The sequence below is a fragment of the Sphingobium amiense genome, assembly GCF_003967075.1.
Classification (GTDB): Bacteria; Pseudomonadota; Alphaproteobacteria; order Sphingomonadales; family Sphingomonadaceae; genus Sphingobium; species Sphingobium amiense.
On the sequence record NZ_AP018664.1, the window covers coordinates 2,142,320 to 2,163,128 of the forward strand.

Sequence of the window (20,809 nt, forward strand, 5' to 3'; positions counted from 1 at the left end):
CTTCCTGAACACCCTCCCCCGACCCCTCCCGCAAGCGGGAGGGGGGAGACAGAGAAAATGGCACTGCATTTCGAACTCGTGACTCCGGAAAAGCTCGTTCGTTCCGACGAGGTGTATCAGGTGGTCGTGCCCGGCACCGAGGGTGACTTCGGCGTGCTGGAAGGCCATGCGCCCTTCATGTCGACGATCCGCGACGGCGCGATCCAGATCTACGCCAGCGCGGGCGCTTCGCCGGAAATCATTCCGGTCGAAGGCGGCTTTGCCGAGGTGAATGAGAAGGGTCTGACGGTCCTCGCCGAAAAGGCGGGCTGATCCGGCTTTGGACCGCGGCCTTGCCGACGATCCGGTGAAGGGGCGCTTTCCGCGCCCCTTTTTCTTTGCCATGACGATGCGCAGATGACCGCGCCCGCTTCCCCCGTTCCGGCAAAAGGCCTTGAGGGCCGCTGGCTGCTCGTCGCGCTCGCGGGCTGGCTGGGGGTGGACCAGTTGCTGCTCTGGCGCTTCCTGGGGATGCCGGGATGGACGATCGCGCTGGGCGGAGCGGCGGCCGCGGGGCTGCTCGTCTGGCTCCACCGCGCGTCCGCCAGCCTGCCGCGCGTCAGCACGGGCGCGCTCGCACTGAGCTTCGCAGCCGCATTCCTGCTGATGCTGCTGGGCGGCGAGGGCCGGTTTTTCTACGCCAATATCGACTGGCAGGTTCGATATGCCGTCATGCGCGACATGAGCGCCTATCCTTGGCCCTTCGTCTACACGGCGCGGGGGTTGCCCGAGTTGCTGCGCGGCCCCATCGGCATGTTCTTCGCGCCCGCGCTGGCGGCCAAGGCGCTGGGCGCGCGGGCGGGCGACATCGCGCTGCTAACGCAGAACAGTTTCCTGATCGGTAGCCTTCTGGCGCTCGGCTCGACGCTGTTCGGGACGCGGCGCGCAAAGATCACGGCGCTGATAGTCGTCGTCCTGTTCAGCGGTCTCGATGCAGTCGGGCGCATCCTGTTTCGCGGCGGGCTTTCCGATCATATCGAAAACTGGGCCTATCTCCAGTATAGTTCGACCATCACGCTGGCCTTCTGGGTGCCGCCGCATGCGATTTCGGGCTGGGTCGGCGCGCTGGGCTTCCTGCTCTGGCGCGCGGGGAAGCTCCCGCCCGGCCCCTTCCTCGCGCTGCTGCCGCTGACGGCGCTCTGGTCGCCGCTGGGCCTGATCGGCGCGATGCCCTTTGCCGCGCTGGCGGGCGTGCGAACACTCGCCGCGCGCAGCCTGCGCGGGAGCGACATCGCCCTCCCCGCGCTCGCCAGCCTGATCGCGGCGCCGGGCCTGCTCTATCTCGCAGCGGCGGGCGGAGAGGTCGGCGCGCGGCTGCAGGCGCTGCCGCCGGTCCAGTGGGGAGCGTTCGAGCTGCTGGAAATACTGGTCTATGTCGCGCCGCTCGCCTTCCTCGTCCGCAGCCCGCGTTTCGGGCGCGATACGCTGGCGGTGCTGACGGTCTGGCTGCTGCTGGCGCCCTTCGTCCAGATCGGCGCGTCGAGCGACTTTCCCATGCGCGCGTCGATCAGCGCGCTCATGGTCCTCGCGGCCATGGTAGCGGACGGCGTGAACGACGCGGCGCGCGCGCGCCCGGTCCTGATCGGGCTGATCGCCATCGGGTCGATCACCGGCTTCATGGAAGTTCGCCGCGCCCTCATCCACCCACCCGCGCCACAGGTGCGATGCGACCTGTTCGATGCGTGGAAGCAGAGCTTCGGCGATTTTCCGGTGAGCACCTATGTCGCGCCGCTGGATGCCGTCCCGGCCCTCGTCCGCCCCGCCGATCCGGCGCGGGTCAGCCCGCCCCGCCCCGCGCGATGCTGGGACGGGCACTGGTATAGCCCGGACGAAGCGTCAGGCTGACAGGATCGCGTAGAGCGACAGGCCGATGGGAAAGCGGATGCGGCCGAGCAGGTGCCGTTCCCAAGAAAATATGCGGCGCAGGAGCGCGTTGACCGGCGGCGAGGGCTGCGCATCGAGCGCTTCCTTGCGGCGCAGGAGCCGGTGCGCGGTGCGCATCGCCATGGCGAGGGGGAAGAGCAGGCTGTTGAAATAGCCGATCCCCTCAACCTTCAGCCCCGCTTCCTCCGCCACGCGGCGCAGGCTGGCGAGGGTGTAGCGGCGCTTGTGGTGGTGGATCACGTCATGGTCGGACCAGAGCCAGGGCACGGCGGGGACCGTCAGCAGGATGCGGCCGCCTGCCGCCAGCCGATCCCTAAGCGCGGCGAGCGAGGCGCGGTCCTCGTCCACATGCTCCAGCACGTCGAGGATTGCGATGAGGTCGTAGCGGCTGTCATCGAAGCCGATCCGCGCGGGCAACATGCCCGGCTCCACACGGGCGAGGCCACGCGCGCCGGCAATCTCCCGCGCCTGTGCGTCATATTCGAGAGCATCGACGCACCCATGGCTGGCCAGCATGGCGAGATTGCCGCCGGTGCCGCATCCCGCCTCCAATATGCGCGCCCCGTCGCGAGGCGCGATGCGCTGGCGGATCAGGCTGTCGAGGATGGCGCGGCGGGCGACGAACCACCAGTGGCCGCCCTCCTGCGTGCTCATGCTCGCATAGGCTGAACGGTCCATCTTTCCTCTTCCCCCTGCGCGGTTTCGACCGCTTCCGGCTCCGCCGAAGAGCGCGCCACGACATAAAGCGGGCGCTGGCGCACTTCGCGCGCGACCCGGCCCAGATATTCCCCGATGATGCCGAGGCTCAGAAGATTAAGCCCGCCCAGCATCAGCACCGCGACCATGATGGAGGCATAGCCCGGCACATCGACGCCCGTGGTCATCGTGCGCACGACCAGCCATGCGGCATAGGCCATCGCGAGCAGCGCAACCGCGCCGCCGATATAGGACCAGATGCGCAGCGGCATGGTGGTGGACGCGGTGATGCCGTCGATGGCGAGCGACCAGAGCTTGCCCAGCCGCCACTTGGTCGCCCCTGCCCCCCGCGCGGCGCGGACGTAATCGACGGTCGCGACCTTGAAGCCGACCCAACTGAACAGCCCCTTGTGGAAGCGCGCCTGTTCGCCAAGCTGGCGGATCGCATCGACGGCCTGCCGGTCGAGCAGGCGGAAATCGCCGACATCTTCGGGAATGGGATAGTCCGACATGCGGTTGAGCAGGCGGTAGAAGCCGCGCGCGCTCAGCCGTTTGAACCAGCCGTCGCTCGAACGGTCGATGCGCCGCGCATTGACCACCTGCGCGCCCGAAAGCCAGGCGCACACCATGTCGACGATGACGGCGGGCGGGTCTTGCAGATCGACGTCGATGGGAATGACCGCGTCGCCGGTCGCATGGTCGATCCCGGCCGCGAGCGCGGCTTCCTTGCCGAAATTGCGCGAGAGCGACAGGTAGCGCACATCGGGATTGAGCCGCGAGAGGATCGCCAGCAGATCGGCGGTCCGATCGGTACTGCCGTCGTCCACGAACAGATATTCGGCGCTCGCGCCCGGCCCGATCAGGTGCAGCGCTTCGTCCACCGCAGGACGCGCGGCGTCGAGGAACAGCGAGAGCGCTTCCTGCTCGTTATACACCGGAATGACGATCGAGAGCGTTCGCATGGGATGGGCGCGGCTTTCCCTCATGAAGTCCAGCGTCCGGTATCGGCGACATTGGTTAACGGGCGGTAAGCGCGGGGCGTGCGATCACGCTTTCTTTACCATGAGTCTGGCAGGGAGGCGGCGATGCGGTCTTATCCCCTCCTGCGCCATCCGCTTGTCGCGCTCACGCTGCTCGGGCTGGCGCTGATGCTGCCTGCCCTGTTGTGGGGGCCGGGAACGACGCATTTGCATCAGTATAATATCCTGTGGACCGAGCATTTCGGGCAGGAGATGGCGGCGGGGCATTTCTACGAGCGCTGGCTGCCCGCCAGCTTCGAAGGGATCGGTAGTCCGGCCTTCTATTTCTATCCGCCTTTCGCTTACTGGATCGGCGGGGGGCTGAACGCGCTCGGCATTCCGGTCCTGACGGCGATCAATCTGACGGGGCTTGTCCTGCTGGTCGCGTCGGGCCTTGCGATGTATCGCTGGCTGGCCGCGCGGGGGACGCATCCGCTGCTGGGGGCGGCGCTCTATATGGCCGCGCCCTATCATCTGCACGACATCTATGTGCGCGGCGCGCTGGCGGAGGCGGCGGCGTTCGTGTGGCTGCCGCTGATCGCGCTCGCCATCGACCGGCTACCCGAGCGGCGTGCGACGCTGCTGCTGGCGGCGTCCTGCGCCGGGCTGCTGCTCAGCCATCTGCCGCTGGCGATGCTGACGGCATTTTTCCTCGTCACGCCGATGGTGGCGCGGCGATGGTGGCGGCGCGATCCGGTGCTGGTCCCGGCAGCGCTGGCGGGCGCGATGGCGCTGTGCCTTGCGGCGTTCTACCTGCTGCCCGCCATGACGCTCCAGAGCCATGTGTCGATTTCGCTGCTGTGGGGTCCCGATTATCGCGCGACCGACTGGTCGGTGCTGAACGCGAGTTTCGAGCTGTTCCCCAGCCTTGCCCTCGGCCTCATGCTGCTGGCGTGGCCCGCCGCGCGGAGCTTCTGGGGCGCGATGGCGATCCTGCTGGCGCTGCTGTCGGTCCGGCTGATCCCGTTCGTCTGGGACATCGAGATGCTGAACAAGGTGCAGTTTCCGTGGCGGGCGCTGTGCCTTGCGGAATTTGCGGCGGTGACGGCGATGATGTCCGTGCGGCTGCGCCCGGCGCTGGCGGCGGGCGGGGCGCTGCTGCTGATCTTCCCTTATGCGTTTACCGGTTTTCTGACCGCCGCCTTCATGGGCAGACCCGACGATACCGCGCAGATCGAGCGGATCGCGCCCGATGCGCCGGAATATCTGCCGCGCGGGTTCGACCTGACCCATGTCGAGCGCAAATATCGCTGGACCGACATGTCGGCTTATCGCGCCCTGCCGCGCGGCGACGCCATCCTCGTGCGGCGCGCCGGGCCGGTGACGCTGGGCCATGCCGCCTTCCCGATCTGGCGCGTGACGCGCGACGGTCAGCCGGTGGCGAGCGCAGGTCCGTTGATCCACTTTACCGCGACGCCGGGCCTTTACCGGGTCGAGCGCGTCACATTGTGGCAGGAGCGATGGGGCGCCGCGATCAGCCTTGCGACGGCGCTGCTCCTTGCGCTGATGGCAATGGGTCAACGCCGCATTAGCCATTTGTCAAAGTTTGCGACCTATTCACCCTTATCACCCCGATTGGATCGACCGGCGCGTCTTGCGTTCCGGTCTCGACAGAGTGGCGGAGAAGTATGAGCGCCTTTGGACGGAAGAATGGACCTGCCGGTATCAAGCCGGGTTTCGGCGTGGCCCGCCCCATGCAGGGCGGCCCCGCCCCCCGCGAGGAAGCGCCTCGCGGCGGTGAGCAATTCCCTCCGCTCGACATCGCGTCCCTGCCCGGCGAAACGCCCGTCGATCCGCTCGCCGCGCCCACGAGCCAGATGCAGCGCAACGCCGACGCCATGTCGCGCCTGTCCGAACGCGCCAATGCAGAACATGTGCCCGACGCCGGACCGCAGGGCTTTGAAGCGAGCGTCCACAAGATCAAGGAACAGGTGCTTCCGCGCCTGCTGGAACGTGTCGATCCCGAAGCGGCGGCGACGCTCACCAAAGATGAGCTGGCGGAAGAATTCCGTCCGATCATCATGGAAGTGCTCGCCGAACTGAAGCTGACGCTCAACCGGCGCGAACAGTTCGCGCTGGAAAAGGTGCTGGTCGACGAACTGCTGGGCCTTGGCCCGCTCGAAGAACTGCTGGCCGACCCGGACATCAGCGACATCATGGTGAACGGCCCGGAACAGACCTATATCGAAAAGAAGGGCAAGCTCCAGATCGCGCCGATCAAGTTCCGCGACGAGGAGCATCTGTTCCAGATCGCCCAGCGCATCGTCAACAAGGTCGGCCGCCGCGTCGACCAGACGACGCCGCTGGCCGACGCCCGCCTGCCCGACGGCAGCCGCGTCAACGTGATCGTGCCGCCGCTGTCGCTGCGCGGCACCGCCATCTCGATCCGTAAATTTTCGGCCAAGCCGATCACCATCGACATGCTCGCCCAGTGGGGTGCGATGTCGCCCAAGATGGCGACGGCGCTGAAGATCGCGGGCGCGTGCCGGTTCAATGTCGTCATTTCGGGCGGCACCGGTTCGGGCAAGACGACGATGCTCAATGCCCTGTCGAAGATGATCGACCCCGGCGAGCGCGTGCTGACCATTGAGGACGCGGCGGAACTTCGCCTGCAGCAGCCGCACTGGCTGCCGCTCGAAACCCGCCCGCCGAACCTTGAGGGACAGGGCGCGATCACCATCGGCGACCTCGTCAAGAACGCCCTGCGTATGCGCCCTGACCGCATCATCCTGGGCGAAATTCGTGGCGCGGAATGTTTTGACCTGCTCGCCGCGATGAACACGGGCCATGACGGTTCCATGTGCACGCTGCACAGCAACTCGCCCCGCGAGTGCCTCGGCCGTATGGAAAACATGATCCTGATGGGCGACATCAAGATCCCGAAGGAAGCGATTTCCAAGCAGATCGCCGATTCGGTCGATCTCATCGTGCAGGTGAAGCGCCTGCGCGACGGTTCGCGCCGCGTCACCAACATCACCGAAGTGATCGGGATGGAAGGCGAAGTCATCGTCACGCAGGAACTGTTCAAGTTCGAATATCATGACGAGGACGACAGCGGGAAGATCGTGGGCGAATATCGCTCCATGGGCCTGCGTCCCTACACGCTGGACAAGGCGCGCCAGTTCGGGTTCGACCAGCCTTTCCTCGAAGCCTGTCTGTAAGGACGGCCCACGCGGGTTTGACTTGCCTCGCCCGTGCGGGCGAGGCACATCATCCTCTCCCCACAAAGAGAGGATTCCCCCTGCATGAACCGTCTCGCCCTGTTCGCCGCCGCCGTGGCGCTGATCCCCATGGGAGCCGCGATTGCGCAGCATGAAGGCCATGAAGGCCATGGCAAAGCCGCCGATCCGGTCGCAGCCGCCGTCGCCGCACCCACGCGCACGCCCGCCAATGTCGCCCGCGACAGATACCGCCATCCGGTCGAGACGCTGACCTTCTTCGGCGTGAAGCCGGGCAGCCGCGTCGTCGAATATGCGCCGAGCGGCGGATGGTATACCGAGATTCTCGCGCCGCTGCTGCGCGACAAGGGGACGTTCTACGCGCTCCAGCCGACCGGCAGCTACCTGCCCAAATATCGCGAGTTCCTCGCCGCCAATCCGGTCTATGACAAGGTGCAGGTCGTCGCCTATCCCGAAGAGACCGCGAATATCCCCGCGAACAGCGTGGACACGGTGCTGACCTTCCGCAACGTTCACAATATGGTGATGGGCGGCAAGGAGGCCGAGACCTTCAAGGCCTTCTTCACGATGCTGAAGCCCGGCGGCACGCTGGGCGTGGTCGACCATCGCCTGCCCGAGGATCGCGACACCGCACTCGAAAAGACGAGCGGCTATCTGAAGGTTTCGACCATCCGCCGCATCGCGCAGGAGGCGGGCTTCGAATATGTCGGCAGCTCCGAAATCAACGCGAACCCCAAGGACACTGCGGACTGGGAAAAGGGCGTGTGGACGCTGCCACCGGTGCTGCGCAACGGAGACGTCGACAAGGCCAAATATCTCGCCATCGGCGAAAGCGACCGCATGACGCTGAAATTCCGCAAGCCCATGAAGTGACAAGTGGCCCGGTTGCGCAATGGCGCAGCCGGGCTAAGGGGGTGGCGTGACCGCCGACGACACTCACTCCCGCCCTCACCGCCCGATGCTGGCCATTGGGCTGCGGTTGATCGCCGTCATCTGCCTGTCGGTCATGTTCGTGGGCGGGAGGATCGCCGCCAATCACGGCGTCAATATCGTCGAAACCGTCTTCTACCGCCAGCTTATCGCGATGCCCGTCGTCTTCGTCGCCGTCCTGCTGACCAGCGGCGCTTCGTCCCTGCGCCCGCATCGCATCGGCGTGCACGCCAGCCGCATGATGGCGGGCGTCATCGGCATGGGGCTGAACTTCCTGTCCTACATCCTGCTGCCGCCTGCGGAAGCGGCGGCGATCGGCTTCACCATGCCGATATTCGGCACGATCCTGTCGGCGCTGGTGCTGCGCGAGGCGACGGGCATCCATCGCTGGAGCGCGGTGCTGCTGGGCTTTGCCGGCGTGGTGGTGATGATCCGCCCGGATGCGGGGCATTTCCCGATGCACGGCGTCCTTGTCGCCATCGCCGCCGCGATCCTGACCGCGATCACCAGCCTGATCCTGCGCGAACTCGGGCGCACCAACCCGCCGGGCGTGACCGTCTTCTGGTTCACCGTGCTGTCGATGGGGCCGCTGGGGATCATCATGCCCTTCTTCGCCCAGTCGCATGACGGCTTCACCTGGGGACTGCTGGTGCTGATCGGCACCATCGGCGGGCTTGCGCAGCTTTGCATGACGGCCGCGCTGCGCTTCGGCCCGGTGGCGACGGTGCTGCCGATGGATTACAGCGCGATCATCTGGACGACTTTGCTGGGCGCGGCCATCGGCGAAGGATGGCCGATGGCGACAACGTGGATCGGTGCGGTCCTCATCATCGCCAGCGGCCTTTATATTGCGTGGCGCGAACATGTCCGCGCCATTCCGCCGATCGTCAGCCCAGCAATTCCGCCTCCAGACTGATGTCGGCGTTCAACAGCTTGGAGATGGGGCAATTGGCCTTCGCCTTGGCGGCCAGTTCCTGAAAGGTTGCGTCGTCCGCGCCGGGGACCGTAGCCTTGAGCGTCAGCCTGCTCGCGGTCACGGCAAAGCCGCCATCCTTCTGCTCCAGCGTCACGACGGCGCTCGTTTCCATCTTGTCGGCGGTGAGACCCGCTTCGCCGAGGATCAGCGACAGCGCCATGGTGAAGCAGGAGGCGTGCGCCGCCGCGATCAGTTCTTCAGGATTGCTGCCCGGAACGCCCTCGAACCGCGTGGCGAAACCGTAGGGATAGGCGTCGAGCGCGCCGCTCTGGGTCGAAATGGCGCCCTTGCCGTCCTTGAGACCGCCGGTCCACACTGCCGACCCGCTGCGATTGATCTTCATCTGCCTTGCTCCTGCTGCTGAAAGCGGAGGAACCCCTGCGGTCCCCCATGGTTGCTCCCCTATAGGCCATAAGCCGCAGGAGAGTGACATGACTACCGAAACAGACGAAAATCTTCGCGACCTGATCGCTTCCGACCGGGTGGAAGGCACCCCGGTCTATAACCGCGAGGGCGAAAGGCTGGGGCGCATTTCGCACTTCATGGTGGAAAAGCGGTCGGGGCAGGTGCGCTATGCGGTGCTGTCCTTCGGCGGATTTCTGGGGCTGGGCGAGGATCGCTATCCTCTCCCATGGTCGATGCTCGGCTACGATACCGGGAAGGGCGGCTATGTCGTCGATCTCGATGCACGGGTGCTGGATCAGGCGCCCCGTTTCGGCGACGACGGGCGGCCCGACTATAGCGAAGATTATGGCCGCAGCGTGTATAGCTTTTACGGTCAGATCTACCCGTGGTGAGCCGTCGCGGGGAGCGTGCGACGAACCTGTCTCCCCGATGAACGGGCTGCCCAGATTTCACCACATTTCATCGCCTGCCTATTGTCTACCAAAGAAATAGAATTAGGTTGGAAGCTCGGACAAGGATGAGGATCAGACGATGGACCGATTCGGATTTTCGGGTGAGGCGCGGCAGCCGGTTGTCCTGACGATCCCCGGCCTCAACAACAGCGGACCGGGTCATTGGCAGAGTTTGTGGGAAGAAAAGCGCGGCGACTGTGAGCGCGTCGATCTGGGAAGCTGGGCCAGCCCCAGCCGCAATGCGTGGGTAACGCGGCTGGATGCCGCGATCCGGGAGGCGAATGCGCCAGTCATCCTTGCGGCGCACAGCCTCGGCTGCCTTGCCGTGGGCTGGTGGGGCGCGCTCCAGAGTCAGGCCTATGGCTGGCCCGTGACCGGCGCGCTGCTGGTCGCGCCGCCCGATTGCGACCGGATGGAAACGCCTGAAACCATCGGCGGCTTCGGACCTGTTCCGCGCGCGCAGCTCCCCTTCCCCTCGATCCTCGTGGCGAGCCGCAACGATCCCTATATCTTCTTCGAACGCGCCCACAGCATCGGCAAGAACTGGGGCAGCGAGTTTATCGACGCAGGCTATGCCGGGCACATCAACGCCGATTCGGGCCTTGGCGACTGGGCGTTCGGCCAGTCGCTGCTCGAACGGCTGATCGACAATGCGCAGGAACAGGCGAGCGCGGTGCGGCAGATGCGCCCCGCCGTACCCCTTGCGCAGCAGGACAGCAAGGCAGCGCCGACGCTCCATCCCTGACAGGCTCACCCCCGTAAGGGGCGCGACAAGACAAACTTGCGCGCCCCTTATATTTGCTTTTTTGTCTATCTCATCAGTTGAGATAAAGGAGGGTCAGAGAGGGATATATGACCGACCATCGCACCATCGACATTCGCGACGCCCGTCCGGCCAGCCAGCGCATCGACATCGCCGCCAGCATCGAAAAGGTGCGCGACGTGCTCGAAGGGCTGCGGTTCGGGTCGATCACGCTCACCGTCCATGATGCGCGGGTCGTGCAGATCGACGTCACCGAAAAGACGCGCCTCACCAGTTGAGGCCGGGCGTCCCGTCCTGATTGAAGCCCGCGCGGGATCGCGCGGCGGCTGGCGGATCGGGGGACCGCCCGCGTCGAACACAAGCCCCCCAAGAGATCGACCGGACATCCGGAACAAGGGGAATAGCATGATTGCGCGTAAAATTCTGCTCGCCAGCGTAGCGGGCCTGTCCTTCCTGTCGCCTGCCGCTTTCGCGCAGGCCGCCCCGGCGGACGCGGCGCCCGATCAGGCCGACGCCGCATCCTCGCCGCGCGGCGACGTGATCGTCGTCACCGCCCGCCGCCGCACCGAAACCGCGCAGGAAGTGCCGCTCGCCATCTCCGTCATCCGCGGCGACAGCATCGAGGCGACGGGCAATTTCAACGTGGTGAAGCTGCAGCAGCTCGCCCCCACGCTTCAGGTCTACACCACCAACCCGCGCAACACCTCGGTCAATATCCGGGGTCTGGGCGTGCCCTTCGGCCTCACCAGCGACGGGTTCGAGCAGGGCGTCGGCATCTATGTCGACGATGTCTATAACAGCCGCGTCGCGGCGGCGACGTTCGATTTCCTCGACGTGGCGCAGGTCGAAGTGCTGCGCGGGCCGCAGGGCACGCTCTACGGCAAGAACACGACTGCGGGCGCGATCAACATCACGACCAACCAGCCGACCTTCGATTTCGAAGGCCGCGCGGAAGTGACGGCAGGCAACCTCAATTACAAGCAGGCGAAGGCCGCGATCTCCGGCCCGCTCACCGACAGGATCGCCGCGCGCGTCGCCGTGGCCACCACCAGCCGCCGTGGCACGCTCTATAATGTGACGAGCCGCCGCTGGATCAACGAGCAGGACAATCTAGGCATTCGCGGCCAGTTGCTGTTCCAGCCGACCGAGGATCTCAGCATCACCCTGTCGGGCGATTACAGCAAGCAGGACCCGGAATGCTGCGGCACGACCTTCGTGCGCGTGGGCACCACCCAGCGTCCGATCACCCGGCAATATGACGAGCTGGTCAAGGCGATCAACGCCAATCCCAACCCCGCCTATCCCGGCCGCGTCTATCAGGTGCCCAGCCGCAATCCCTATGACCGGCTGAGCGATCTGGATTCGAACCTCAACGCAGGCAACAAGATCGGCGGCGCGTCGCTCAAGGTGAAGTGGAATGTCGGCTCAGGCACGCTGACGTCCGTCACCGCCTGGCGCTTCTGGGACTGGAAGCCGGAAAATGACCGCGACTTCACCGGCCTGTCGATCGTGTCGAAGTCGCAGAACCCGTCGCAGCAGGATCAATATAGCCAGGAATTCCGCTATAATTACGAAAGCCAGAAGATCGACTTCGTGGTCGGCCTGTTCGGCTTCAAGCAGCGGATCGACACGCAGGGTACAGAACAGCAGGGCGCAGACGCCGCCCGCTGGAGCCTGACCGGGGCGAATGCGGCGAACCCCGCCACGCTTCAGGGGCTGACCGCCAGCAACACCCAGTATCTGAAGGCCGACAGCGCCGCCCTGTTCGGGCAGTTGAGCTGGAAGGTGACGGATGCGCTGACCATCCAGCCGGGCGTGCGCCTGAATTACGACAAGAAGTCGGGCTATTATCAGCGCGTCGTGACCAATGCGCAGGGTCAGGCGATCAGTTGCACCGCAACGCCCGCCCCCGGCACGATCGCGGGGACATCGTCCCAGTGCGGCGTCTATCAGCCGCAGGTCAGCGCGCCGTCCGACAGCGCCTGGAACTTCACCTATGACTTCAACGTCAATTACAAGGTGACGCGCGACGTCCTCGCCTACGCTACTTACGCCAAGAGCTTCAAGACGCTGGGGATCAACCAGAACGGCCTGCCGCTCAACGCCGACAACACGGTCAATTACGATGCCAGCACCGTAAAGCCCGAGTCCGTCAATCATTTCGAAGTCGGCCTGAAAACCCAGTTCTGGGACCGCCGGGCCACCTTCAACCTCTCCGCCTTCCGCACCGAGATCAAGAATTTCCAGGCGACGGTGAACGGCGGTCAGTTCGGCACCGTGCGCGGCTATCTCGCCAATGCGCAGAAGGTGCGTTCGCAGGGTATCGAAGCGGATTTCAAGGTGGTCGTCAGCGATCGCTTCACCGCTTACGCCAACGGCGCGTTCACCGACGCCAAATATAAGAAGTTCACCAACGCGCCCTGCCCGCCCGAACTGTCCGGCGGCACCATCACCACCAACCCGGCGCTGTGGAGTCCCGCAGGGCAAGCCGGGACGACCGCCAATCCGTCCTACAGCCGTCCGCAGTGCGACATTTCGGGTCAGGATCTGCCCGGCGTATCCAAATGGGCTTTCTCCTACGGCGCGGAATATAACATTCCGGCCCACCTGCTCGACAAGGACGGCCAGGTCTATCTGGGCGTGGACGGCAATTACCGGTCGCACTGGAACTCCAACGCCTCGCCGTCCATCTATACCGAGGTCAAGGGCTACGCCCTCACCAACCTGCGGGCAGGCTTCCGGGGCGAAGGGTTCGATGTGTTCGGCTGGGTCCGCAACGTCTTCGACGTGAACTATATCGAGAACCTCCAGGTCGCGCCGGGCAACACCGGCCTGATCGCCGGGCAGGTCGGCGACCCGCAGACCTGGGGCGGGACCATCAAGGTCAGCTTCTGATCCATGTCCTGATGGGGCGGCCAGCCACGGCCGCCCCATTTGCGCCTGCCCCCGCGCTGGGGTAGAGCGCATCCATGTCCACCACCTTCACGCTCGACACCGCGACCAGCCGGGCCAATCCGACGCCCGCGCCGATGAAGCGGCTGACCGTCCCCGCCATTCAGGGCCGCAAGGTCGATGGGCGCACCGCCGATCCGCTCGTCATGCTGACCGCCTATACCGCGCGGCAGGCGCAGTTGCTCGATCCGCATTGCGACATGCTGCTGGTGGGCGATTCGCTGGGTCAGGTGATCTACGGCCTCCCCTCGACCCTCGCCGTGACGCTCGACATGATGATCGCCCATGGCGCGGCGGTGGTGCGGGGCAGCTATCACAGCCTCGTCATCGTCGACATGCCGTTTGGCGCTTACGAAGCATCGCCGCAGCAGGCGTTCGCCAGCGCCAGCCGCATCATGGCCGAAACGGGCGCGGCGGGCGTCAAGCTGGAAGGCGGCGCCGCGATGGCGGACACCGTCGCTTTCCTGACGCAGCGCGGCATTCCGGTGATGGGCCATGTCGGCCTCACCCCGCAGGCGGTGAACGCACTCGGCGGCTATGGCGCGCGCGGCAAGAGCGAGGCGGAACATGCCAAAATCGTCGCCGACGCCAGCACCGTCGCCGATGCAGGCGCGTTTGGCCTGGTGATCGAAGGCGTGATGGAGGATATTGCCATCGCCGTCACCGACAGCGTTTCCATCCCCGTCATCGGCATCGGCGCATCGGCCCATTGCGACGGTCAGGTGCTGGTGACGGAGGACATGATCGGCATGTTCGACCGCGTGCCCCGCTTCGTGAAACGCTTCGACAATGTCGCGGCGCTGATCGACAGCGCCGCGCAGCGCTATGCCGCCGATGTGCGCGCCCGCGCCTTTCCGACCGACGAACAGGTCTACCGCCCTAAAAAGTAATTTGCGCTAAAGCCCAGCGCCGCTATTGATCGCGCCTTGCGCCAACCTGTTTCTGTTCCATGTGCCGGAGAATATCGTGGCCCTGACGCCGCAAAATAGCGAAGTCTTCATGCGTGAGGTCGATGAGGCCGTCCGTCAGGACCAGCTTCTGACCTTCTGGCAGCGCTATGGCCGCACCGCCATCGCCGCGCTCGTGCTGGGCCTCGCGGCGTTCGGCGGCTGGCTCTACTGGCAGCATTACAGCCGTACCCAGTCCGAAACGACATCCGAAAAGGCGGACGCCGTGCTGACAAGCGCACTCGGCGGCGGCAATCCCGACGCGAAGGAACTCGACGCGCTGGCGCAGGCCGGGCAGCCCGGCTACCGCGCCGCCGCCCTGCTGACGAAGGCTGGCGTCGCTTCGCGCAAGGGCGACGCGAAGGGCGCGATCGCCATCTATGCGGCGATGGCGGCGGACGATGGCCTTGACCAGCCCTATCGCGATCTGGCGCTCATCCGCCAGACCGCGCTGGAGTTCGATGGCCTGAAACCGCAGCAGGTGGTGGACCGGCTGAAGCCGCTCGCGGTCGAAGGCGCGCCGTGGTTCGGCAGCGCGGGGGAACTGGTCGCGCTCGCCTATGTGAAGATGGGCAAGACCGACCTTGCCGGGCCGATGTTCGCGGCGATGGCGAAGGATGCGCAGGTGCCCGATTCGATCCGTTCACGCGCGCGTCAGATGGCGGGCGTCATGGGGATCGACGCGGTCGAAATTCCGGCAGAGCCGAACGAAGGATAAGCGAGCGGATGGTGAGCATGAAGAGCCTGTCGCCTCTGGGGCGGAGCGTCACGGTGGCCGCGATGATCGCGCTGGTCGCGGGCTGCGGCGTCGTGGGCGGCAAGAAGGGCGGACCCAAAACCCCGGTGGTGGGCAAGCGCACGTCGATCCTGACCAACGAACAGGGCGTGGAGGTCGATCCGGCACTCGCCGATGTGACGGTCAGCCTGCCCGCGCCCTACGTCAACGACGCATGGGCGCAGCCGGGCGGCGACCCGTCCAAGGCGATGGGCCATGTCGCGCTGGGCGGATCGCCCGCGCAGGTGTGGAGCGCCTCGATCGAGGGCAGCTCACCGCAGGCCCGTCTTGCCGCAGCGCCAGTGGTGTCGGGCGGCAAGCTGTTCGTGATCGACAGCGGCGCGCATGTCATCGCCTATGACGCGGCGAGCGGATCGAAGCTGTGGCAGACCAGCCTGCCCGCCGACAGCAAGGGCAAGGGCAATAATGGCCGCGCCCTCTTCGGCGGCGGCGTATCCGCGCTCGACAACCGCATCTACGCCAGCACGGGCGTCGGCGATGTCGCGGCGCTCGACGCGGCGAACGGCAGCATCGTCTGGAAAAAGCATCTGGGCGGCCCGCTGCGCGGCGCGCCGACGCTGGAAAACGGCCATGTCTATGTGATGGGGCAGGACAACCAGATCTTCGCGCTCAATCAGACAGATGGCGAGACCCAGTGGACCGACAGCGGCACGCTTCAGGTGACGGGCATCTTCGGCGTCGCCGCCCCCGCCGCCGCGCAGGGCACGGTGATCGCTGGTTACAGTTCGGGCGAAATCAACGCCTATCGCTATGAAAATGGGCGGCAGCTCTGGGGCGATGCGCTGTCGCGCACCAGCATCTCGACCGCCGTCGCCAGCCTGACCGACATCGACGCCGACCCGGTGATCGACCGGGGCCGCGTGTTCGCCATCGGACAGGGCGGGCGCATGGCTTCCTACGAACTGACCAGCGGCCAGCGCCTGTGGGAAATCAACATCGCGGGCATTTCGACGCCGTGGGTCGTGGGCGAATGGGTGTTCGCCGTCACCAGCGACGCCAAGCTGCTCTGCGTCGCGCGCGCCACCGGCAAGATCCGCTGGATCAGCCAGTTGCGCCGCTGGCAGAAGGAAAAGAAAAAGGACAAGGCGATCCGCTGGACCGGCCCGGTGCTGGCGGGCAATCGCCTGATCGTGGTGTCGACGCGCGGCGAAATGGCCTATGTCGATCCGACCAGCGGATCGGTGCAGGCGACCGTGGATATGAAGCGGTCCATGTCGCTGTCGCCCATCGTCGCCAACAACATGCTCTATGTGCTGGCCGACGACGGAAAGCTGACAGCGTTCCGCTGACGCCACCGCTATGCTATGCGGCGCACCCGCGCAGGCCACGCCTGCGCGGGTGCGCTGTTTTTGAAGTCATGATTCTGGAAGGAAATGGGCCATGCTGCCCACGGTAGCGATCGTCGGACGCCCCAATGTGGGCAAGTCCACCCTGTTCAACCGCCTCGTCGGCAAGAAGCTGGCGCTGGTGGACGATCAGCCCGGCGTCACGCGCGACCGGCGGGAGGGAGAGGCGCATCTGCTGGGCCTCGACTTCACCATCATCGACACGGCGGGCTATGAGGACGAAGATCCGCAGTCGCTTCCCGGACGGATGCGCATCCAGACCGAGGCGGCGGTGGACAATTGCGATGTCGCGCTGTTCATGATCGACGCTCGCGCCGGCATCACCCCGCTGGACGAGGAAATTGCCCGCTGGCTGCGCGCCAACGACGCGCCGGTCGTGCTCGTCGCCAACAAGGCGGAAGGGAAAGCGGCGGACCCCGGCGTGATGGAGGCTTTCGGCCTTGGCCTTGGCGAACCCATCCCCTTTTCCGCCGAACATGGGCAGGGTCTGGCCGACCTGTTCCAAGCGCTGCTGCCCCATCTGGAGCGGGAGGATGCGGAGGATGAAAAGGAATTTTACGAGGATGACGAAAGCGCACCGCTCAAGCTCGCCATCGTCGGCCGCCCCAATGCGGGCAAGTCCACGCTCATCAACCGGCTGCTGGGCGAAAACCGCCTGCTGACCGGTCCGGAAGCGGGCATCACCCGCGACAGCATTGCGGTCGACTGGCAATGGGTCAGCCGCGACAACGCGATCCGCCCCGTGCGCCTGATCGACACCGCGGGCATGCGCAAGCGCGCCAAGGTGCAGGACAAGCTGGAAAAGCTTGCGGTCAGCGACGGCCTCAACGCGGTGAATTTCGCGGAAGTCGTGGTGCTGCTGCTCGACGCGACGCGGGGACTTGAGGCGCAGGATCTGCGCATCGCCGACAGGGTGCTGGAGGAAGGGCGCGCGCTCGTCATCGCGCTCAACAAGTGGGATACGGTCGAAAACGGGTCGGCGCTCTATCAGGGCATCAAGAAGGCGCTGGACGACGGTCTGGCGCAGGTGCGCGGCGTGCCGATCATGACCGTGTCCGCCGCCACCGGCAAAGGGCTGGACGATCTGATCCACGTCGCGTTCGAAACCCGCACCGCCTGGTCGCAGCGCATCTCGACCGGGGTGCTCAACCGCTGGTTCGAACGCGCGCTGGAGGCCAACCCGCCCCCCGCGCCGGGCGGCAAGCGGATCAAGCTGCGCTACATCACCCAGAACAAGACACGGCCGCCGACCTTCGTTCTGTTCGGCACGCGGCTCGACGAACTGCCCGAAAGCTATCGCCGCTATCTGGTGAACGGCATCCGCAAGGAACTGGGTTTCGGCGCGGTGCCGGTGCGCCTGACGCTGCGCAGCGCCAAGAATCCCTATGGCAACAAATAAGGCCGCGCCGGTCGAGATCGACGCGCGCGGGATGAAATGCCCCTGGCCCGCGCTGCGCGCCGCGCGGGCGATGCGGGAAGGCGCGGGCGCGGTGCGCGTCACCGCCGACGATCCGGTCGCGCCAACGGAACTCGCCGCGCTGGCGGAGGGGCATGGCTGGGCCTTCACGCGGACCGGAACGGATCGCTTCCTCCTCGAAAAACAGGGGTGATCGGCGTCTCCCTGCGCACTGAAAGCCTGCCTTAACCGGCTGTTTACGCGCCGCACCTACAAGCGTCCGGTCTAGGCAAAGGAGCGCTCGGGTGTCCCACGACGATACCGAACTGGTTAATCTCGCCCATCTTTCCCGTTCGCGGGCGGAGCTGGGCGCGGCGTTCCTGCGCATATTGGGCTATTTCCGCGAAGATGGAGTCAAGTCGATCAAGGCGGTGGAAGACGCATTCCGCGCCCGCAACTCCGCCGCGCTCGTCAGTCCCGCGCATACGCTGAAGGGCGAATCCGCGCAATTCGGCGCCTATCGCCTCAGCGCCATGGCCGAGCATATCGAAATGACCGCGCGCCGCTGCGTCGAGGCGCGGCAGGGACCGGAAGAGCTGATCGAAACGATCGTCGCGCTGCGCCCCTGTTTCACCGAGACGATGGCTCTGCTGGACCGCGAAGCCAGTCCGACCGTCCTGCGCCGCCCCGGCGCCTTCGGCCGTCGCGTCGACATACCGGTGGCGGGTTTCGGCCGGGCGGGCTGACAATCAAGTCTTGAAATAAAACCGGTCCTGGCCCCATATGGCGGCCATGACGCGCTTCTCTCTCCTCGATCTCGTTCCTGTCCGCGAAGGCGGCAGCGTGGCGTCCGCGCTCGCCGATGCGGCGGACCTTGCCGCCCACGCCGAACGGTTGGGCTATCACCGCCTCTGGGTGGCGGAACATCATGGGATGGAGGGCATCGCATCGGCCGCGACGGCGGTCGTGCTCGCGCATATCGGCCACGCGACCTCCACCATCCGGATCGGGGCGGGCGGCATCATGTTGCCCAATCATTCTCCGCTGGTGATTGCCGAACAGTTCGGCACGCTGGAGGCGCTGTTCCCCGGCCGCGTCGACCTTGGCCTCGGGCGTGCGCCGGGGTCCGACCAGCGCGTCGCGCAGGCGATCCGCCGCAACCTTGCGGGCGGGGCTGACCAGTTTCCCCGCGACGTGATCGAATTGCAGGCATTCCTCGCGGGCGACCAACGGCTCGGTATCGAAGCGACGCCCGGCTCGGGCGCTAATGTGCCGATCTGGATATTGGGATCGAGCCTGTTCGGCGCGCAGCTCGCCGCCGCGCTGGGCCTGCCCTATGCGTTCGCCTCGCATTTCGCGCCTGCCGCCCTGGACGAAGCGCTGATGATCTACCGCCGCGATTTCCGCCCTTCGGCGCAGTTGAAGCAGCCGCATGCGATGGCCGCGTTCAACATATTCGCCGCCGATACGGGCGGGGAAGCGCAACTGCTCGCCACATCCATGCAGCAGGCGTTCGTGCGGCTGCGCACCGGACAGCCGGGGAAGCTCCAGCCCCCTGTCGCGGGCTATTATGAAAGCCTGCCGCCACAGGCCAGGGCGATGCTGTCCGATGTGCTCAGCGTGTCGTCGATCGGCACGCAGGCCGATGTGGAGCGCGACCTTGCCGCCTTCCTCCGCCGCACGCAGGTGGACGAGGTGATCCTGACCTCCCAGATTTTCGACCATGAGGCGCGCAAGCGGAGCGTCGCCATCGCGATGGCGGCGGCTCAGGCCATCACGGTGCGCGAAGCCGCCTGACGCCGCGCCGCCAGCCGCCCGCCGCTCAGCACCCCGGCGGCGGCAGGCGCAATGCGCTGCAGGCCGCTGGCGACCGGCACGATCACTGCCAGCACAAGGAAAGGCTGTGCGATCAGGTAGAGCGGATAGAGCGGCTCGCCCATCCGGCCCGACAGTTTCCCGATCAGCGGCCCGCCCACCCAGATGAGGATGAGGTGCGCGCAGAAGAGGAAAAAGGCGTAAGGCTCGATCCGCAGGAGCGTTGCACGCGCGGGGCTTGCCGCCAGCGCCCATGCGATCCGCCAGAAGGCGAGCGCCGCGCTCACCCGCACCGCCAGATCGAGCGCTGCCTGGCTGCTGCGCAGGCCAGCGTCGCCGATGACGATGGCGCGATAGAGCTGCGCACCCATCAGCAGCAGGAAAGGCAGCAGCGCGGGCAGCAGCGGCATCGCCGCCACCTTCTCGGCCCAGCCGTGCCGGCGCGCGATAATGCCCGTCGTGAAGAAGAACAGGATCGACGCGCGCATCAACACCGGCGCGCCCCACCCCGCGATATGGCACAGGCCCGCCACCGCCACGACCATCGCCAGCGCCCATGTCGGCAACCGGATCAGCACCGGCGCCGCCACCATGCACAGGAACAGATCGCGCAGGAACGGCATCTGGACGTTGATGTCAGGATTGCGGCTGACGATGAGCACTTCCTGCGCCAGCCACCCGATCGACTGCGGCGTGGGCGCCTGCAGCCCCGCGACCAGCGCCGCGCCGGACACGGCCAGGATCGCGATGATGTTCCACAGGATCATCGGCAGCAGGATGGTGCGCGCCTTGCGCCCGATATGCGCGCGCCAGTCACGCGTGGTGCGCGATCCCGCGACCAGCCAGCCGGATATGAGGCCCAGCAGCGGCACCGCGCTGCGCCCGAACACCTCCATCAGAAACCAGCGCAGATTGTCCTGCGCGCTGCCGTGCATTTCCGCGAGGGCCACGCCGCCCTGACCGGTCCAGGCATGCACATACACCACGCCCAATATGCAGATGACGCGCGCAATGGCGATCGCGTCGGACCGGCGTGCGATGTCAGAAGAGAAAGAAGCCGGCAAATATTCCATCCCGATTGTTACGCCTGAACAATGCCTTGGCCATGGCGGCTGTTCCTTCGGATGCCAAGTTCTTGTCCGAAATGGACCGCTGCTCACCTGCCCTTAACCCTCGCAGGCGCAGGAAAATGGCCCCGCATCCGGCCATAAAGC

The 20,809-nt window shown here is 66.1% G+C and carries 21 protein-coding genes; 17 read left to right on the forward strand and 4 right to left on the reverse strand.

The window, feature by feature from the left end; genetic code table 11:
- The first annotated feature begins 57 nt into the window (after positions 1–57).
- Both SAMIE_RS10310 and SAMIE_RS10315 read left to right on the forward strand, forming a co-directional pair.
- Entirely contained in the window at positions 58–312 is a 255-nt protein-coding gene (locus SAMIE_RS10310) for an ATP synthase F1 subunit epsilon (RefSeq protein ID WP_066703399.1), read from the forward strand.
- An 84-nt stretch (positions 313–396) separates the two neighbouring features.
- A complete protein-coding gene (locus SAMIE_RS10315) occupies positions 397–1,884 on the forward strand; it encodes a hypothetical protein (protein ID WP_066703395.1) in 1,488 nt (495 codons plus the stop codon).
- On the opposite strand, the gene SAMIE_RS10320 is transcribed toward SAMIE_RS10315, so the two are convergent.
- Both SAMIE_RS10320 and SAMIE_RS10325 read right to left on the reverse strand, forming a co-directional pair.
- A complete protein-coding gene (locus tag SAMIE_RS10320; RefSeq protein WP_066703392.1) occupies positions 1,876–2,601 on the reverse strand; it encodes a class I SAM-dependent methyltransferase in 726 nt (241 codons plus the stop codon). The two genes, SAMIE_RS10315 and SAMIE_RS10320, sit on opposite strands and share 9 nt — an antisense overlap.
- Positions 2,574–3,581 carry a glycosyltransferase family 2 protein gene (locus SAMIE_RS10325; RefSeq protein ID WP_066703389.1) on the reverse strand — a complete coding sequence of 336 codons (1,008 nt, stop codon included), beginning with the start codon at positions 3,579–3,581 and terminating at the stop codon, positions 2,574–2,576. The genes SAMIE_RS10320 and SAMIE_RS10325 overlap by 28 nt, the downstream gene beginning before the upstream one ends.
- Positions 3,582–3,704: 123 nt before the next feature.
- On the opposite strand from SAMIE_RS10325, the gene SAMIE_RS10330 reads away from it, so the two are divergent.
- From SAMIE_RS10330 to SAMIE_RS10345, 4 genes are all read left to right on the forward strand, one after another.
- Positions 3,705–5,270 carry a 6-pyruvoyl-tetrahydropterin synthase-related protein gene (locus tag SAMIE_RS10330; protein ID WP_066703386.1) on the forward strand — a complete coding sequence of 522 codons (1,566 nt, stop codon included), beginning with the start codon at positions 3,705–3,707 and terminating at the stop codon, positions 5,268–5,270.
- Positions 5,267–6,799: a CpaF family protein gene (locus SAMIE_RS10335; protein ID WP_066703383.1), complete on the forward strand. Its 1,533-nt coding sequence runs from the start codon at positions 5,267–5,269 to the stop codon at positions 6,797–6,799. The genes SAMIE_RS10330 and SAMIE_RS10335 overlap by 4 nt, the downstream gene beginning before the upstream one ends.
- An 84-nt stretch (positions 6,800–6,883) precedes the next feature.
- Entirely contained in the window at positions 6,884–7,690 is an 807-nt protein-coding gene (locus SAMIE_RS10340) for a class I SAM-dependent methyltransferase (protein ID WP_066703380.1), read from the forward strand.
- 85 nt (positions 7,691–7,775) lie between these two features.
- Complete coding sequence (locus tag SAMIE_RS10345) at positions 7,776–8,663, forward strand: DMT family transporter (protein WP_066703377.1); 888 nt, start codon at positions 7,776–7,778, stop codon at positions 8,661–8,663.
- Here SAMIE_RS10345 and SAMIE_RS10350 read toward each other — a convergent pair.
- Entirely contained in the window at positions 8,635–9,066 is a 432-nt protein-coding gene (locus SAMIE_RS10350; protein ID WP_066703374.1) for an OsmC family protein, read from the reverse strand. The genes SAMIE_RS10345 and SAMIE_RS10350 overlap by 29 nt on opposite strands.
- Positions 9,067–9,154: 88 nt before the next feature.
- Here SAMIE_RS10350 and SAMIE_RS10355 point away from each other — a divergent pair, with 88 nt between their 5' ends.
- The 11 genes from SAMIE_RS10355 to SAMIE_RS10405 all read left to right on the forward strand — a co-directional run bounded on the left by SAMIE_RS10355 (position 9,155) and on the right by SAMIE_RS10405 (position 19,577).
- The gene (locus tag SAMIE_RS10355) at positions 9,155–9,520 is read left to right on the forward strand and encodes a PRC-barrel domain-containing protein (protein WP_066703371.1); all 366 of its coding nucleotides are present in this window, start codon (positions 9,155–9,157) and stop codon (positions 9,518–9,520) included.
- Between the two features lie 139 nt (positions 9,521–9,659).
- Complete coding sequence (locus tag SAMIE_RS10360; RefSeq protein WP_066703368.1) at positions 9,660–10,325, forward strand: RBBP9/YdeN family alpha/beta hydrolase; 666 nt, start codon at positions 9,660–9,662, stop codon at positions 10,323–10,325.
- Between the two features lie 107 nt (positions 10,326–10,432).
- Entirely contained in the window at positions 10,433–10,621 is a 189-nt protein-coding gene (locus SAMIE_RS10365; protein ID WP_066703365.1) for a YezD family protein, read from the forward strand.
- A 127-nt stretch (positions 10,622–10,748) separates the two neighbouring features.
- Positions 10,749–13,238, forward strand: coding sequence for a TonB-dependent receptor (locus tag SAMIE_RS10370; RefSeq protein WP_066703362.1), 2,490 nt, complete (start codon positions 10,749–10,751; stop codon positions 13,236–13,238).
- A gap of 74 nt (positions 13,239–13,312) precedes the next feature.
- Positions 13,313–14,185 (forward strand): 3-methyl-2-oxobutanoate hydroxymethyltransferase, encoded by an 873-nt coding sequence (gene panB / locus SAMIE_RS10375; protein ID WP_066703359.1) that lies wholly within the window; start codon positions 13,313–13,315, stop codon positions 14,183–14,185.
- 76 nt (positions 14,186–14,261) lie between these two features.
- The gene (locus SAMIE_RS10380) at positions 14,262–14,960 is read left to right on the forward strand and encodes a tetratricopeptide repeat protein (RefSeq protein WP_066703403.1); all 699 of its coding nucleotides are present in this window, start codon (positions 14,262–14,264) and stop codon (positions 14,958–14,960) included.
- A gap of 8 nt (positions 14,961–14,968) precedes the next feature.
- Complete coding sequence (locus SAMIE_RS10385) at positions 14,969–16,327, forward strand: outer membrane protein assembly factor BamB family protein (RefSeq protein WP_066703357.1); 1,359 nt, start codon at positions 14,969–14,971, stop codon at positions 16,325–16,327.
- A gap of 91 nt (positions 16,328–16,418) precedes the next feature.
- On the forward strand, positions 16,419–17,783 hold the full coding sequence (gene der, locus SAMIE_RS10390; protein WP_066703351.1) for a ribosome biogenesis GTPase Der: 1,365 nt from the start codon (positions 16,419–16,421) through the stop codon (positions 17,781–17,783).
- Complete coding sequence (locus SAMIE_RS10395) at positions 17,770–17,994, forward strand: sulfurtransferase TusA family protein (protein ID WP_066703349.1); 225 nt, start codon at positions 17,770–17,772, stop codon at positions 17,992–17,994. The genes der and SAMIE_RS10395 overlap by 14 nt, the downstream gene beginning before the upstream one ends.
- A 91-nt stretch (positions 17,995–18,085) precedes the next feature.
- Positions 18,086–18,526, forward strand: a complete 441-nt coding sequence (locus SAMIE_RS10400) for an Hpt domain-containing protein (RefSeq protein ID WP_066703347.1) — start codon at positions 18,086–18,088, stop codon at positions 18,524–18,526.
- A 46-nt stretch (positions 18,527–18,572) separates the two neighbouring features.
- The gene (locus tag SAMIE_RS10405) at positions 18,573–19,577 is read left to right on the forward strand and encodes an LLM class flavin-dependent oxidoreductase (RefSeq protein WP_066703400.1); all 1,005 of its coding nucleotides are present in this window, start codon (positions 18,573–18,575) and stop codon (positions 19,575–19,577) included.
- Here the strand turns inward: SAMIE_RS10405 and SAMIE_RS10410 are convergent.
- Entirely contained in the window at positions 19,547–20,659 is a 1,113-nt protein-coding gene (locus SAMIE_RS10410) for an acyltransferase family protein (RefSeq protein WP_232037211.1), read from the reverse strand. The genes SAMIE_RS10405 and SAMIE_RS10410 overlap by 31 nt on opposite strands.
- Positions 20,660–20,809 lie beyond the last annotated feature (150 nt).